General features: G+C 39.6%; 6 protein-coding genes and 1 pseudogene. 1 reads left to right on the plus strand and 6 read right to left on the minus strand.

What is annotated here, in order from left to right:
- Positions 1–232: 232 nt before the first annotated feature.
- The gene (gene glgX, locus V7K69_RS00595) at positions 233–2362 is read right to left on the minus strand and encodes a glycogen debranching protein GlgX (RefSeq protein WP_335030602.1); all 2130 of its coding nucleotides are present in this window, start codon (positions 2360–2362) and stop codon (positions 233–235) included.
- An 896-nt stretch (positions 2363–3258) separates the two neighbouring features.
- Here glgX and V7K69_RS00600 point away from each other — a divergent pair.
- The gene (locus V7K69_RS00600) at positions 3259–4788 is read left to right on the plus strand and encodes a glycosyltransferase (protein ID WP_335030603.1); all 1530 of its coding nucleotides are present in this window, start codon (positions 3259–3261) and stop codon (positions 4786–4788) included.
- Positions 4789–4828: 40 nt separating this feature from the next.
- Here the strand turns inward: V7K69_RS00600 and V7K69_RS00605 are convergent, their stop codons facing one another.
- The 5 genes and pseudogenes from V7K69_RS00605 to V7K69_RS00625 form a co-directional block, all read right to left on the minus strand.
- Positions 4829–7282 carry an S-layer family protein gene (locus V7K69_RS00605; RefSeq protein ID WP_335030604.1) on the minus strand — a complete coding sequence of 818 codons (2454 nt, stop codon included), beginning with the start codon at positions 7280–7282 and terminating at the stop codon, positions 4829–4831.
- A gap of 243 nt (positions 7283–7525) precedes the next feature.
- The gene (locus tag V7K69_RS00610) at positions 7526–12943 is read right to left on the minus strand and encodes a trifunctional serine/threonine-protein kinase/ATP-binding protein/sensor histidine kinase (RefSeq protein WP_335030605.1); all 5418 of its coding nucleotides are present in this window, start codon (positions 12941–12943) and stop codon (positions 7526–7528) included.
- Positions 12944–13396: 453 nt separating this feature from the next.
- On the minus strand, positions 13397–13951 hold the full coding sequence (locus tag V7K69_RS00615; protein ID WP_335030606.1) for a RidA family protein: 555 nt from the start codon (positions 13949–13951) through the stop codon (positions 13397–13399).
- A 76-nt stretch (positions 13952–14027) separates the two neighbouring features.
- On the minus strand, positions 14028–15149 hold the full coding sequence (locus V7K69_RS00620; RefSeq protein ID WP_335030607.1) for an alpha/beta fold hydrolase: 1122 nt from the start codon (positions 15147–15149) through the stop codon (positions 14028–14030).
- Positions 15150–15602: 453 nt separating this feature from the next.
- A pseudogene (locus V7K69_RS00625) lies at positions 15603–16391 on the minus strand (ATP-grasp domain-containing protein); the annotation flags it as partial.
- Positions 16392–16488 lie beyond the last annotated feature (97 nt).

Genomic DNA, 16488 nt, shown 5'->3' on the forward strand with positions numbered 1-16488 from the left:
CAAAAAAGCGCAACGAGAGCTACCATTCAAGTTCTTTGTGCAAAACCAACGTGTTTCATTGGGTGATTACTCTGCTTTCTGCCTTCCCCAACCGAGATCGCCAAAAGTTGCCAAGAACCACTTTATACTTCAAATTACCGTTGTGAAGTGCGATTGCTTTCCTAATCGCACTTCACAACGGTCACTCAATTTTTAATTTTGTCATAGGCGCGATCGCTCATAAGATTTTGTCTTACGAAGCAAGACGACGTAACACCATGAGAGAGCGGTCTGTAACTGGCACAGTTTGCTCACCCATAACCAACTTTCCTGGGCTAAGGAAGCGAGATTCGTTGGTGTCAATAACTATTTCCCATTCCCTGTCTTTGAAAACATTGGGTAAAGCAAACTCAATCGTTTCGTAGTGAGCATTAAAAAATAGCAGAAAGCTCTCATCAATAATCCGTTCACCACGGCGGCCAGGAGTAACAATGCCCTCGCCATTCAAGAAAATTTCCATAGCTTTGGCATAACTAACTAGCCACTGCTTTTCAGTCATTTCGCTGCCATCGTCATTAAACCAACCAATATCACTGATCCCAAAACCGTGAATAGGACGACCTTGAAACCACTTACGCCGCCGAAATACTGGATGCTGATGACGAAAATAAATCAGTTCGCGGGCAAAATCTAGTAGTTCGGAATTAGACTTTTGTAAACTCCAATCACGCCAGGCAATTTCATTATCTTGGCAGTATACATTGTTGTTACCCTTCTGAGTGCAACCAATTTCATCTCCTCCTAATAGCATGGGTATGCCTTGAGACAGCATTAGAGTTGCTAAAAAGTTGCGTCGCTGACGTTGCCGTAAGCGGATTACATCTGGGTCATTGGTTTCTCCTTCTACACCGCAATTCCAAGAGCGGTTATGGCTTTCCCCATCCCGGCTATCTTCGCCGTTGTCCTGATTATGCTTTTCGTTGTAGCTGACCAAATCATTGAGCGTGAAGCCATCATGAGCAGTGATGAAATTAATACTGGCACTGGGATTACGCCCGTTTGCTTGGTAAAGGTCAGGACTTCCAGTAAAACAGTAAGCAAATTGCCCGAGGCTATCATCCTCACCACGCCAAAAATCTCGTACAGTATCACGATATCTGCCATTCCATTCAGACCAACGTAAAGGAAAATTGCCAACTTGATAACCGCCTTCTCCTAAATCCCAAGGTTCAGCAATCAGCTTTACATCTGCCAGAATTGGATCTTGATGAATAATATCAAAAAAAGCTGCGAGATTATCTACTTCATATAGTTCTCGGGCTAATGCTGAGGCTAAATCAAACCGAAAGCCATCAATATGCATTTCTGTTACCCAATAGCGCAGGCTATCCATGATTAACTTCAGAACTTGGGCATGACGCACATTGAGAGAGTTGCCGCAGCCTGTGAAATCCATGTTGTAACGGGAATTATCTTTGACTAAGCGGTAGTACACAGCATTATCGATGCCTCGTAGCGATAATGTTGGACCTAAATGATTGCCTTCGCCAGTGTGGTTATAAACTACATCTAAAATTACTTCAATGCCAGCAGAGTGTAAGTCCTTGACCATCTGCTTAAACTCGGTCACTTGTTGTCCGACTGAGCCACTAGCACTGTAACCAGAGTAAGGGGTGAAATAATTAATGGAATCGTAACCCCAATAGTTTTTCAGTCCTTTATTTACCAGAAATCCTGGAGAAGATAAAAAGTGATGCACAGGCATCAATTCCACAGATGTGATTCCTAGTTGTTGGAGATATTGAATTGCAACTGGATGTGCTAGTCCTGCATAGGTACCACGTAATTCTTCTGGAATTTCTGGGTGTAATTTAGTAAAACCTCTAACGTGAGTTTCATAAATAATAGTTTCGTGCCACGGTATAGAAAGTAGTTTGTCATCTCCCCAATCAAAGGATTGATCGACAACAATACACTTCGGCATAGTTTCGGCATTATCTAACTCGGAAAAAGCTAAGTCTTGTTCTGGCGCATCTAAAGAGTAGCCAAAGTTAGCTGGACTATCACTAATTTCCCCATCAATTGCTTTAGCATAGGGATCAATTAGTAGTTTATTAGGGTTAAAGCGATGACCAAGTTCTGGGGCCCAAGGGCCATGTACTCTAAATCCATAGCGTTGCCCAGGCCCTACTCCTGGTAGATAAGCGTGCCAAACAAAATTATTTTTTTCTGTTAAAGGCAAGCGAATTTCATGATTATCAGCATCAAATAAACAAAGTTCTACACCTGTTGCATTTTCCGAAAACAAAGCAAAATTCGTACCTTTTCCATCCCAACTAGCACCCAAGGGATATACATTCCCAGGCCATACAGCTACATACATAAGCGAATTACCAAGAACTAATTTTACTGTTAATAAAAAATTTGTAGATGTGTTTGATAGTAATTAATGCAAGCTATTTTTAAGGTTAAATCTAATAAGTTTAAATTAACAAAAAATTACTATTTTATTGCAATTGCTATCCTTAAAAAGTCTTAAAACTTGATGACAACAAGGATCTCTTTACATTTAAAAATAGAATTTTTCATCGTTAATTGATAATATTGGCAACATTCTTGTTATTTTTGAAGTCATAAATATGCTAAAAAGTTTTTTGCAAATATTTTCAGCTTCATAAATTTACAAAAAATAGCAAATACCGACATCTACCAAAATGAATAAATCTATTTATATCAGCATGTAGATTTACTTAAAATATCTTTTATGAGACCATCTTATAAATTTTGGCATTTACTTATTGTTGTAATATTTGTATCTGATAGCAAGCATCATCCTGAGTGATAGAATTGCCCAATAAATATGGTTTCCCTTTAGCCAATGCGTTGTTGTGGAAGAAATAAATTTACTATTTACTAAGTATATTGATGTATTTTGGGCGACAAAAGATATAGATAAAAGTTAAACTACGGGATAAGAGCAAGAATACATTGAATTTTAAATAATAAATATCACCTTACCATTTATGCCATCCGGTATATGTGCGCGAACCGCAATAGCGATTAACTTAAATATTAGGAAAATGCGCGAATTGGCTGGGTTTAAGCTAAAGGGAATCAATAAAAACCCTTTGGCTTACTTTTTTAGCGATGGTATTTACGTAGAATCTCACTGCCTGCCTTTTTCAGCCTTGGGAGTTTTTAACAAGCTCACTAAGCTGTTATGGTGACGTGTTCAGGCAAAATCTCTAGTAGCAATCAACCTGTATTAGGAAGTGGGCGATGCACATTGGATTTCTCAACCCTCAAGGCAATTTTGATTCAAACAATAGTCACATAACCAAACACCCAGATTTTGGGGGTCAACTGATCTACGTTAAGCAAGTCGCCATAGCATTAGCCGAAAAGGGACACAAAGTTGATATTCTCACCCGTCAAATTATTGACCCGGAATGGCCAGAGTTTACCCAAGGGTTTGACACTTATCCAGGAATCGATAACGTCCGCATTATCCGCTTACCAGCTGGGCCAAAAGAATTTCTTCCCAAAGAGTTGTTATGGACTCATCTGATTAGTGATTGGGTACCTAACATCTTGAAATTTTATCAACAGCAAGGTGACTTACCCGATGCTATGACTGCTCACTACGCTGATGGAGGGCTGTGTGGCGTTCTAATTGAAGAGGATACAGGCATACCTTTTACCTTTACTGCTCATTCTCTCGGTGCCCAAAAGATGGACAAGCTGGAACTCACTTCAGAGAACTTGTTAGAAATAGATGAGCAATTCCATTTTAAATATCGCATCCTAGCCGAACGCTTGAGCATGAATCGCTCGGTCGTTAATATCACCAGTACACGACAAGAACGCTTTCAACAGTATTCTCATCGAGTCTATAAGAGTGCAGTGGATGTAGACAACAACAACCGCTTTGCAGTGATTCCACCGGGAGCAGATTTCTCGATTTTCGGTGCAAAGGCACGTTCCGAAAATGAGAAAGCGACTGAAGAGTTCATTCAGGAGCGATTGGTACGGGACATTGCAGAAGCCCGGCGAGATTTGCCCGTTATCGTAGCATCCAGTCGATTAGAGCCTAAAAAAAACATATTAGGGCTAGTGCAAGCTTTCGCAATCAGTCCAACACTTCAGGAACGAGCTAACTTGATGTTACTTACCGGGGGACTTGACGATCCTTTACGAGAAGAGGCTAGTGACAGCATAGCTGAAGAGGTATTAGCCCCCATTCGAGAGGTGGTTAAGGAAAACGACTTGTGGGGCAAGATTAGTGCATTTGGCTTGTTAGATCAGTCTCAAGAATCACTGGCAGCAGCCTATCGGTTTATGGTTAAACGCCGCTCGGTATTTGCGCTGACAGCACTTTACGAACCCTTTGGACTTGCTCCTTTAGAAGCAGCAGTTGCAGGTTTACCAGTGGTAGCAACCAAGAACGGTGGCCCTAGCGAAAGCTTGCGACAGGGAAATAAGGAATATGGCATACTCATAGACCCAGAAGATCCTGCTGAGATTGCACGAGGCTTGGAGCGGGTACTATGTGATGTTCAGGAGTGGGAGTATTTTGCTCAAGCTGGTCAGCAACGGGTTCTGAAGACGTACAGTTGGGAATCTACTGCTGAAAACTACCTGACTTTGCTTGAGCAGATTCTGTCTTTACCAGAAACCCGCGATCGCGCTGAACTCTTGCCCATCCATCCCTACTTTCGTAATCCAGAATCGCAGACCGATGTTTCTTTGGAAGAATTAAGCGACCTCTACTTTGGAACTAATCAAAAGGCAGTAAGGATCGTGGATTAAATAATGTGCAATTCTGGTTTAGTAACTTATGTAAAGTTAATTAATTTTGAGGTGTAGCCGCACAGGTTAATGCTGTTTGTACCTGATTCGGAGATTGATTGGTAATTAATTCAATTTTACCTTGGGCATTACGTCGCCAAGATGTAGCTTGAACAAGTATTTCTGGGGATTTCTGTATTTGTGCTTTGACTAGTTGTGTTGTGTGGAATGCAGAGATGTCGCGGATGTCTGACCAAGTGCGATCGCTCATAATTTCCTGTGTCGGATTTTGCGGTATCCCACCTCTACCTGTGGCGACAAAACTACTACCACTGGTATTTGCACATCCTGTAGCAATTTTTTGGGAAGGATCACTAACATTCACAGGTAATTCCACTAGACCAGAATTGGGGTCAAAACCAATAGTATTAACGTTAACTGTACCATTCACTCCAAATTGTGAACTGGCGGTGATATCATTTTCTGGTGTTAGTTGCGGACGATATTCTAAACCAAAAATCCCCTGAGTTGTAATGTCAATATTTCCGCCTTTACCTTGGAAAGCATTGGCAATGATATCGCTGTTTTCCCAGCCGAGAATGATAGGTGAATTAATAGTAATGTTACCACCATTGCCAGCAGCACCAGCTTCAGCATTAATGAAGCTACCATTACGCATGAGCAAATAATCGCGGAGTTGGAGATTGATATTGCCTCCTTGACCAACTTTTGTAGATGCAGAAAGACTACTACCATTGTTGAGATATAAGGTATTGGCATTAACGTTTAAAGTACCTGCATCACCTTGAACTTCATTTTCGACAAAAACTTTTGCCCCATCAAGAATGGTTAATTTAGGAGTATTAATTGTGACACTGCCTGCATTTGCCTTGGAGATACTATTGTTTGTTGGTGTTCTCTGTACGAGTACACGAGCGATCGCCCCAATATAACTAGGATTTTCTGCGTCTTTCATGCCCCTAACATCAATTGACTCAGTGGCATTAATGGTAAGATTGCCAGCATTCCCACTACTCACACTCGAAACTGAGACTAAACCCCCATCTTGTATTGACAATTTCCGGGTATCTAAATGTAAGTCTCCTGCATCTCCTGGGCCAAAAGTATTCGCTGATAGCAAGCTGATAAAAAGCGATCCAGGAGGAGAATCTAGACTTGAGACATTCACAGTATCAGCAGTAACTTTAACATTGCCACCCTGACCGCTAGAAAAGCTCCTAGTACCAACATTAGCACCGCCCAAAATTGAAAGGCTATCAGTAGAAATCGATAAATCTCCACCTTGCTTAGTTCCAAAAGCAGCAGCAACAAGCACACCAAAGATCGGAACAGTAGATGGATCTTTCGGATCAACCCCACCCACAGACACTGCATTGGCATTGATTGTGATGTTACCACCAGGGGCCGAACTATAGCTACGATTCATGACAATTGCCCCGCGATCAATGGTCAATGTTGGAGTTGTAATCACAATATTTCCTGCGGTTCCTGATAGTAGAGCTTCATTGACTATGCCACTGGAACTGCGAAAATCTGAGGATCTACCAACTACTTGTAGCGATTCTGTAGCATTAACAGTAATATCACCTGCTTTACTGTTGCCTAAATTTTGTACTACCAGCAAAGAACCATCCCGAAGATCGATCTGTTTACCCTGAAGTTGAATCGAACCGGGGCTGGTTCCGCGTACAGATGCAACAGCACGTTGACTCATTTGAATATTACCAAAGCTAGAGCCAATACTTGGATAGCTAAACGTTAATGCTTGCGGCGTGAGATCGATATTTGCACTACCTTGGGTAATGCTGCCAAGTTCGATTCGTCCTCCTGGTGCAGAAAGAAAGCTACTATCGAGAACGAGATCACCACCTATCAAAGCTAGTGTTTTTTCAGGTAAAACCTGCAAGCCATTTGTACTAGTTAATCCAGAAACAGAAGTTGTGGGGTTCAATCTACTATTATTTTCCACTCCTTGCACGGAAATAGTTCCCGGATTGCCCCCAAGTTGTAACCCTACAGGTACACTCATAGTTAACAATGGGGATTTAGTTATGTTAGTGCTAAACTCGTTGCCATCAGCAAATTTGATGCCATAAGCGGTTGTGCCGACAAAAGAACCACCAACGTTTAAGCTAGCATTTGCACCAAAAATAATCCCCGCCGGGTTGAGTAAGAAAAGGTTAACACCGCTATTAGTGTTGATGGAACCATTAATATAAGAAATACTATTACCAGTGACGCGACTAAAAATATTTTGAATGTTGGAATTATGACTGAAGCTTGCAGAACCACCTGTAGGAATAGAAAATTGGCTAAAGCTGTGAAATAAATTATTACCAACAACAGTACCGCCAGTAATGTTGTAACTATTATTGCCAGATACAGTGGTGTTGAGAGTACCATCAGGCGTGACCTGCGCTTGAACACTGCTGTTACCAATAGCATATATGTAGATTGCACCAATTAAGCTTAAGTTAGCAAAAGTTATTTTCATCAGCCAATCTTGTAATTATTTATCTTGTGTCTAGTTTTCCCAAAATGAATTGAGCAATTGGGGTGGCTGTGTATTTTTTCAGTTTTGATTAACAGCGGCACAAATTAAGGTGGTAAGACATCGCTCCAAACTTGCTGCGGCGTTGAGGATACTGCGATCGCGGGCAGTAATGTTCAAATTACCTCTACACAGGTTAAGGTTTTTATGCCTAACCTAAGCGTATTGGTTCATATTTCCAACAAGTTAACTTTGAGTTTGAGCCAGAATTGGTAAGCTAATGATAAATTCTGTTCCTTCACCTGGAGTAGAATTTACATTTAGAGTGCCACTGTGTTTTTCTACAACAATAGAATGAGCGATCGCTAATCCTAATCCCGTTCCTTTACCAACACCTTTAGTAGTAAACAAATGGTCAAATATTTTTTCTTTGACTGACTCGCTCATCCCCACCCCATTATCAGCGATCTTTACTTCAACTTGCTGATATTTTAAGGAGGTGGTAATTATAATTCGATTCGGATTAGCTTTAATATCCTCAAATGGGCGACCTGTATTTGATTCATCTAAGGCATCAATAGAATTTGCTATGATATTCATAAATACTTGATTTAATTGTCCCGGAAAGCATTCAACTGCCGGCAAGTTACCGTAGTTAGTTACTACCTCAATTGCTGGACGTTTATCATTAGCTTTGAGACGATGTTTTAAAATTAGAATTGTACTATCAATCCCTTCGTGAATGTTAAATGGAACTTTGTAATCTCTATCAGCACGAGAAAAAGTTCGGAGGCTCGTACTAATATTTTCTAGCCTCTCACAGGCCATAGTCATCGAATCAATTATCTTGGGTAAGTCTGCTAATGTATAATCTAAATCAATGTCTTCAGCATGGTTGATGATTTCATCTCCCGGCTCAGAAAACTTTTCTTGATACAGTTTTAAGTGTTCAAAAATATCAACAAAGGTGGGTTTTGCTTGTCTGAGACTAGCAGCAATAAATCCCAAAGGATTATTCATTTCATGAGCCACACCAGCCACTAAGTTACCCAATGCAGACATTTTTTCGCTTTGGACAATTTGTAATTGAGCTTGTTGCAAATCTTGTAAAGCTTGACCGGCTTGCTGATAAAGTTGGGCATTTTCTAAGGCAATTGCTGCTTGGGAAGATAGTAGGTTAATCACCTGTAAACGATTAGTAGTAAATACCCCTTGAATCAGTTGATTTTCTAGGTAGAGAATCCCCACCAAATGACCTTGGTTAATAATGGGTGTGCATAATACACTTTGAGGTTGATGTAAAAGCATATATTCCCCAATGACACCAGGAATATTTGTTTTGCAATTATCTATGATGACAGTTTCTTGAGTATTTTTAACGTAATTGATCAGTTTTATCGGAATATCTTGACTAGCGTCTAGTAGTTGTGAATCAAGAATAGTTTTGACATCAGTCTGAGAATTTGACTGTTGATCGATAAAGGTAATTGCCCGCACTTGCCAAATATCTTTTTGAGGAAGAATTAATACAGATGTTTTTGCACCTGAATTTTCTAGGATAATGCGGGTGAGGCTGCTGATGAGTACGTCTAATTCGATGCAACTAGAGATAGTTTGAGCGGCTTTGAGAATGCAGGTTAAATCTAGAGTATCAGAAATATTAGTACTGTTGGTAGCGTAAGTAGATGTACCGACAATAGTGGATATGCTATCTAAGGGATTAAAGTAGAATTCTTGCTGTTGTAAAATGGGTTTGAGTAATTTGGGATAGCGTTTTTCCAAGTCATCAGTTTTGGCTTTTGCTCCCCAACGGGCATAGCAGTAATATGCCTGTTGCAGATATCCTTCTGCGGCTTTTTCTTTACCCCATTCTAGGTAAAATTTAGCAGCAAGCTCGTTAGCGATCGCTGTTTCCTGAACATAGTCATTGGCGATCGCTTCTTGGATAGCGATTTCATAGTAATCTGCGGCTTGTACGCGATCGCCAGTTACACGAGCTTGTTCAGCCAAAACTAAATTGTACTTATGCTGATAATTGACTGGCGCATGATTTGCCCATTCTTGCATTTTTGCTTGGTTTTCAGCTACTTTCTGGAGATAAAGCTGTTGCTGTGCTTCATTTGCTTGAGAACAAAGAGCTAACAAACTCAAAGATTGATAAAAATTCCGCAAAGGAACAATTAATAAGCCTGCTGCTCCCTGCTCATACTGCTCAAATTTTTGAGAATATTCCCAAGCAGACTCGTATTCTCCAAAAAGATAAGCTAGGAGAGTTTTTGCTAGATAGACATAACAAATACCATTAATATTATTAGTTGTAATCAAAGTTGGTAACATCTCTTCTTCGTGAAAGTGTGTACCAATTAAACAGCAGTGATTAACCGCTTCTCCTTGTAAATTTAAAACTGTCTGCCGCCAAATATTTCCCCAAACTAGAGATACCTCTTGTTTGATTTGCTGCATTAGATCGCAATATTTATCTGCCTCCAGTACCGCATTTTCTAAATTTTCTCCACTCCAAAAGAGAAACTGACTATAGCAATTAGCACAATAACCAACGTATTCTAAATTTCCAGTTTCTAACCCACTTTGTAATCCATCTAAAAATAAACCTAATGTGGATTTAATTGAATCTTTCCAGTGTTTAATAAATAGGCTAAATGTGAGATAAACTCTACTTTTAAGTTCTTTAGTTTGAAACTTATCTAAAAGTTCTATTGCCAGTTTACCAAAGCTATATCCATCTTCAATTGCACCAATACTGCACAAAAACAATCCATAGAGGCTGTAAGCTACAGCAGCCTGTGGTGAGTTGCCAGATTGAATACAAATTTTGATCATTGTAAAAATCTTGAGTGGCAGCAACATCGGTTTGGCTATATAAACCGGGGCAAATAAACCCGATAAAATGCGAAGTGCAACTAATTTTTTGGGATCGGTTATTTCTGGCATATCTGCCAATGCTGCAATTGATTGATGAATCAACATTTGTTGCAACTGGTCATATTCATCAAAAATCATTTGAGTGTTACCATCTTCAGGTAAGGTCAAATCTAGTAATTGGAGTGCTTCTCTACCTGTGGCTATTGCTTCAATGAATTTATTTTGTGCTGTATAAGATTGGATTTGAATCTCATAAGTACGAACTTTTTCTAATGGAGATTTGGCCTTTTTGAGGATAATCTCTACTAATGATTTTGATGATTCAAAGTTTGTATTCAGATATTCTGCTTCAGCCGCAGATTCGTAAACAGCAAGGGCCAAATCGTAGCTACTTTGCCAAGCATTTATCGGTAATAAAAGCATTGCAACTTTTAAATACTCTACTGCTGTTGCATAAGCAGTTGAGTTTTTGGCTTTACAACCAGCTATTAGATTTAATCGGGCCAGATGTTCTCGTTCGCCAGGTTCTTCCAACAACTCCAATCCGTAATTGAATTGGTTAACGATCGCAAAAATCCCTTCCTCTTGCTGATGCAAAGGTGTATTTTCCAACAACAATCGCCCAATTTGCAGGTGTGTTGACTGCTTTTGTGCTTCTGGAATCAGTGAATAAGCAGCTTGCTGGACGCGATCGTGTAAAAATTTATATACAACCATCTCAGAATGTTCTTGAGTAGCTGCTTGATTTTCTGAACCAACAAAAAACTTATAAACTTCACTTTGCGGCAAAATCAACCCTTCTTGCAAAGCCTTCCACAAACAATCTGCGGTTTCTACCTCCGATTGTTTGGAAACAATCGCTAATGTTTTTAAATCGAATTGATTCCCAATACAAGCAGCTAGCTTCAATTGTTGTTGAGTTTCTTCTGGTAGTCTTCGTAATTGGAAGACCATAAACTCAACAACATCATCTGCTAAAGTTTGCTGATTTATTTGGGAAATATCACATTGCCAGCATCCCTCTACAAAATTGAATTGAATTAGTCGGTCTTGATGCAATGATTTGAGAATCTGAGTTGCAAAAAATGGATTTCCTTGAGCTTTACGATCGACCAATTGCGAAAGAGATAATGCCACATTCTCTGCACAATTTAATGTATCTGCTACAAGTTGATTCAATTGTAATTGGTTTAGTGGTTTCAGGGTAAGGCTATTTACAGTTACACTTGTTTTGCGAATTTCATCCAACATCACCATCAACGGATGTGCTGGAAATACTTCATTGTCTCGATACGCACCAATTAACAACAAATATCCCTGATTAGCTTCATTCGTTAATAATTGTATTAGTTTCAATGAAGCCGAATCTACCCACTGTAAGTCATCTAAAAATATTACTAAAGGATGGTCTTTAGTTGTAAATACTTGGAGAAATTTCTGAAATAATAAATTAAATCGGTTTTGGGCAGCGTTACCTGATAACTCTGGTACAGGGGGTTGTTTGCCAATAATTCTTTCTAATTCAGGAATTACTTCAATAATTACCTGACCATCTTCACCTAGTGCTTGAACAATTTTATTTTTCCATTCTTGTATTTTAATACTGCTTTCTGCTAGTAACTGCTCCATAAAATTACGGAAAGCTTGAACAAATGCTGAGAAAGGAATATTCCGATTAAATTGGTCAAATTTGCCTTTGATAAAATAACCGCGTTGACGAACAATAGGTTTATGGACTTCGTTAACAACAGCAGTTTTGCCAATTCCAGAAAACCCAGCTACCAATATTATTTCTGTTGCGCCCAGGCTGACATTTTCAAATGCTTTTAGTAGGGTTTTTATTTCTAATTCCCGTCCATAGAGTTTATCAGGGATAATAAATCTATCGCACACATCCCTTTGAGCAATTGTGAAACTTTCAATTTTACCTGTTTTATTGAGTTGACCCAAACTCGTTTCTAAATCATACTTTAATCCTAATACACTTTGATAGCGGTCTTCAGCATTTTTTGCCATCAACCTGCTAACTATCTCCGAGATTACAATCGGAATTTGTAAGTTAATTTTATGTATTGGAAAGGCTATTTTAGCGATATGAGAATGCACCAATTCCATTGGGTCATTTGATTGAAAAGGTAACTCACCTGTGAGTAACTCGTAGAAAGTTACACCGAGTGAATAAAAATCCGTTCGGTAATCAATTCCCCGATTCATTCTCCCTGTTTGTTCTGGAGAAATATAAGCTAGTGTTCCTTCTAATACGTTGGGACTTATTAGGGTTAGTGTTTCCCTTGGTAATAGAGAGGCAATACTAAAGTCGATTAATTTAACTTCTTTGGAATGAGGATTAATTAAAATATTGCTCGGTTTAATGTCTTTATGAATGATGCGCTCAGTATAAAGTATCTCTAAGGTATTACACAGTGCGATCGCTATTTGTAAAAACTCTTCCAAAGACCCAAAGTTCCGCGTCTGGTTACGAGTAAAATAATCTTTTAGAGAAATGCCACCAAAATCTTCCATCACCAACATATAGCCATTTTGATATGCTTCCAGGCTGTAAGTTTGGACGATCAGGGATGATTTGAGATTTTTGCCAATGGTGTACTGATTGCGAAACTGTACCAGTTCATTAAAGGTGGGATATGGATTTTTCAGCAGTTTGATCGCTACAGGTAATGAGTCACTTTCTCGATACCCACGATAAACGATGGTTCTCGAACCATTGTAGATTTCTTCAATGACTTGATATTTGGGAATACTAACCTGAGTGATGAACATACTGCTAAATTCTAGTGATTTCTTAGTATATTGTTCCCAAATTAGTAACGTTACACTACTCTTAATGCTAAAGATTACAGTGGCTTAAGATTAGTTTTATAATTCCCAGGCTGTTGATCAGGTTTGGTGAAAAACCAATTTCTCCCGACATTGTTTCTAAAGTCTAGTTGTGGAAACAAAATTTTAAAATATCAAATGCAGACATAAGAGAGAAAACTACTAGCACCTACTGAAATTTTTAGATAAGTTTCGTAATCTGACTAGTAGTTCATGTCATTATTTCTGAAAGGTTAAGGTGTTCAGATCCCCGACTTCTTAAAGAAGTCGGGGATCTAGCAGCCCCGCAAAATTAATGCGATAGACCACTATGCTTGATGAGCAGGAACAGTAATTTGTTACCCCGCTTGCTGTTATTGAACTGATATTTAAAGAGGGTTATGTTGGAACTAGCCCTCAATTACCTTTTTCTGGAATTACCGCATAAGCATCAATTTCAAACAACATCCCGTCAAGTGCAAGCCTGGGAACGGGGATAAGAGTATTTGCTGGTGGTTTATATCCCCATAAATTACTAATTTCACGTCCTAATGGAATCAATTTACTTTGGTTGTAATCTGCTATAAGAATAGTAGTTTTTGCTACATCTTGTGGTTGGGCACCAACCGCTTGTAAGGCAAAACGGAGGTTTTTAAAAGCCTGTACTAACTGCTTTTCAAAGTCATCAGAGACAAGATTTCCTTGTAAGTCGGAACCAAATTGACCAGAAATATAGACGGTTCTAGTCCTTGGTGGCGTTACAGCTATATGACTATAGCCATTTCGGGTTGCATCATATAATGTTGGTGGGTTCACCAATTTCAAATCTTTATTGTCTTGAGCCCCCACTTCCTTTTGGGTTCCCACCATAAAGGCGGTAGTTATCCCGCTACCTCCAAGCCACAAAAGTGCATTTCGTCGTGATAAGTTTGCTACTAGTGAATTTACAGCACTGGTAATACGTCGAGTCATTAAAGCTCCCTAAATATGAGTTCTGTATTTTTGCTCATACTGAGTTCTATTATCTACCGAGTTGCAGTAAAAAGCACTACTTAGGATAGCTGTTTCGAAGCGAACAGTCAGCGCTAAACCTACTGACTGCTTCAGCAAACTGCTCGTTTTGTTCCATCAATGCCATGTGTCCACCTGGTTTGAGGGTGACTCTTTCAGAGTAAGGTAATTCTGCTTTCATGCGATCGCTTGCCACAGGTTTTGTCGCTATATCTGAAGCCCCACACATCACCAATACAGGCACGTTAATAGTTGCGAGTGTTTGTGCTTCGTCAAACTTGAACATTGCCAGTGTGCCACGAGCCAGAACACCAGGCGAACCCAATGCTGATAAGAAACCTGCAAAATTTAGTTGGCCGCGTGTTTCAGTACCCGTAAATCCAGATAGTTCTACGGTGATGTACAGCGAACCATTAAAATAAGAAAGCCAAGTCATCAACCAAAAAATCGGCCAAAGCACGATAGTGAGGTACAACACAGGTTCAAGTATAGGCTTTTGTAATCTCCGTACCAGATTGCTAAATATACAAGTTTTAACCGGATTGGTGTAAGTAGTATCCACAAGAATTAAGCCTGCTACTCGACTCCCTAATTGCTCTGGAAACAGCCTACAAAATGTGAGGTTAATCATGCCGCCCATGCTGTGTCCTACCAAAATAACAGGTTTATCCCCTGCTATGGCGATAACAGCTTCTAAGTCACGGGCATATTTTTCTATAGAGTGGTCGTTATTTTTCGGTTTTGAGGATTTTCCTAACCCTGGTAGATCCCAAACAATTACTCGGAAGCGATCGCTTAATTGTCGTTTGGCATAATACCATATAGTACTGTTTGGCCCCCAACCATGTGACAAGATAATTGGTTGACCATCTTCAGGGCCAAAAAACTCAACTTGTAACACGCTCCCATCAGGACGTGGCAACCGTTGCACGGTTTTACTACGCATAAACTCAGGTTCATCATTTCCAGGACGGCGCAGTAGTGGCAAACTGATAAAACGGCCGCCAAAAGTCCACAGAACCATTACTAGTGCAGCTATTAAGTAGGAAGTTCCTATAAGTTCTTGTTCGTACCACTCATAGAGAATGTAGATTCCCCCACCAAGTATCCCAACGGATAGCAGTTGAAACAGCAATATAAGTAGAAAATTATGAGGCATGAATATCATGAGCCTAAACCTTGGGATACGTTGTTAACTGCATTGTCTTTTAGGTTCATACCATAGTTATAATCATCCAACTTTCACTCCTAGGAATGATTTGTACAGTGTTGTCAGGATGAGAAAAATATTGAGTTAATAACTACTAAGTAACAATCGTAATGATGCTTAAAACAGATTAATTGTGAAGATAAAATATTTACTGTAGAAATTCGTTTTGATTTTTGTTCGCGTAGAGTGGTGTACCCATACTTAATTTGCGCGGGAAGACAATAGGCAATAGTGAAGAAGGCTTCTTGAGTTGTACGCAGTTTTCTCGCGCAAGTAAGTATGAGTCCTATATAGCAATCTTATTTGAGTTGTGAAAATGCGCGATATCCAGATCCCCGACTTCTCGAAGAAGTCGGGGATCTAATTTTTCACGAATTATTTAGGATTGCTATATCATACTATTTAAGAAAGTAATTGTAATCCTTTAGTCTGTAATTGCTGCTCAATATACTGCATTTGTTGGATAGTTTCTCCAGCAAGGATTGCATAAAGTTCAGTGTAAATTTTTCCGTATTTAACCTTCTCTAAAGCCGATAAAATAATCAAGTCTTTGCGATCTAATTCTGGTTTCAAGGTTACGAGGATTGATTCTAATGTCCCCTCCATGCGGTAGCTACTGGAGTATTTAGCTACTTCTTTTCCCAGTCGCAGTAGAGTATGACGCTGCAAGCACAACGGAGTAGAACCATTAACTCGGAAATTGGCATCGATCGCGTAAAATTGTCCGTCTTGGTTTTCCAGCACATCAAAGCCAATCATGCCGAAATATCCCTGTTTGTGAGCATAATCACCAACGTTGGCAATCATTTCAAAGAACTTGCTCATGTCAGTTTTGCGGTAGTCAATCACTCCCCCTAAATAGTTGCCTTCTGGAGTGACGAGTTGTCCGGTAGTGCCGATGAGAGTTATCTCCCCGGCTTTGTTGACATAGAACTGTACACAGTAATTCTGTACTTCATTCTTGACAAACTCTGAGACAATAATCGTATCAAGCAACTTAATATCAAGATATTTCTTAATTTCTTCAAGGCAGTAGTTTAGATCGCTGGGACTTTTGATGATATAAGTGCCTTCTCCTGAGAGTCCGTGGGAGGTTTTAATTAAGTAGGGAAATTGTGGTAACTGAATGTCTGCGATATTGACTTGGTGCAGATTGTAGCTCTTATATTTTGGACATTGCACCCCTAGTTCTTCGTAACCGTTCACACGATAAGAAACGCTACAGTCAAAAATGGGTTACTGAGGTGGTAGATTAAGAGGCATGGATGAAAACTGCCTCGCCTACGGA

The sequence above is a fragment of the Nostoc sp. genome, assembly GCF_036917775.1.
In the GTDB taxonomy this organism is placed as follows: Bacteria; Cyanobacteriota; Cyanobacteriia; order Cyanobacteriales; family Nostocaceae; genus Nostoc.

What these genes read in the sequence shown, in the direction of transcription:
- glgX (WP_335030602.1), bottom strand. Translation starts at nt 2,362, where the DNA reads ATGTATGTAGCTGTATGGCCTGGGAATGTATATCCCTTGGGTGCTAGT.
- V7K69_RS00610 (WP_335030605.1), bottom strand. Translation starts at nt 12,943, where the DNA reads ATGTTCATCACTCAGGTTAGTATTCCCAAATATCAAGTCATTGAAGAA.
- V7K69_RS00605 (WP_335030604.1), bottom strand. Translation starts at nt 7,282, where the DNA reads ATGAAAATAACTTTTGCTAACTTAAGCTTAATTGGTGCAATCTACATA.
- V7K69_RS00615 (WP_335030606.1), bottom strand. Translation starts at nt 13,951, where the DNA reads ATGACTCGACGTATTACCAGTGCTGTAAATTCACTAGTAGCAAACTTA.
- V7K69_RS00620 (WP_335030607.1), bottom strand. Translation starts at nt 15,149, where the DNA reads ATGCCTCATAATTTTCTACTTATATTGCTGTTTCAACTGCTATCCGTT.
- V7K69_RS00600 (WP_335030603.1), top strand. Translation starts at nt 3,259, where the DNA reads ATGCACATTGGATTTCTCAACCCTCAAGGCAATTTTGATTCAAACAAT.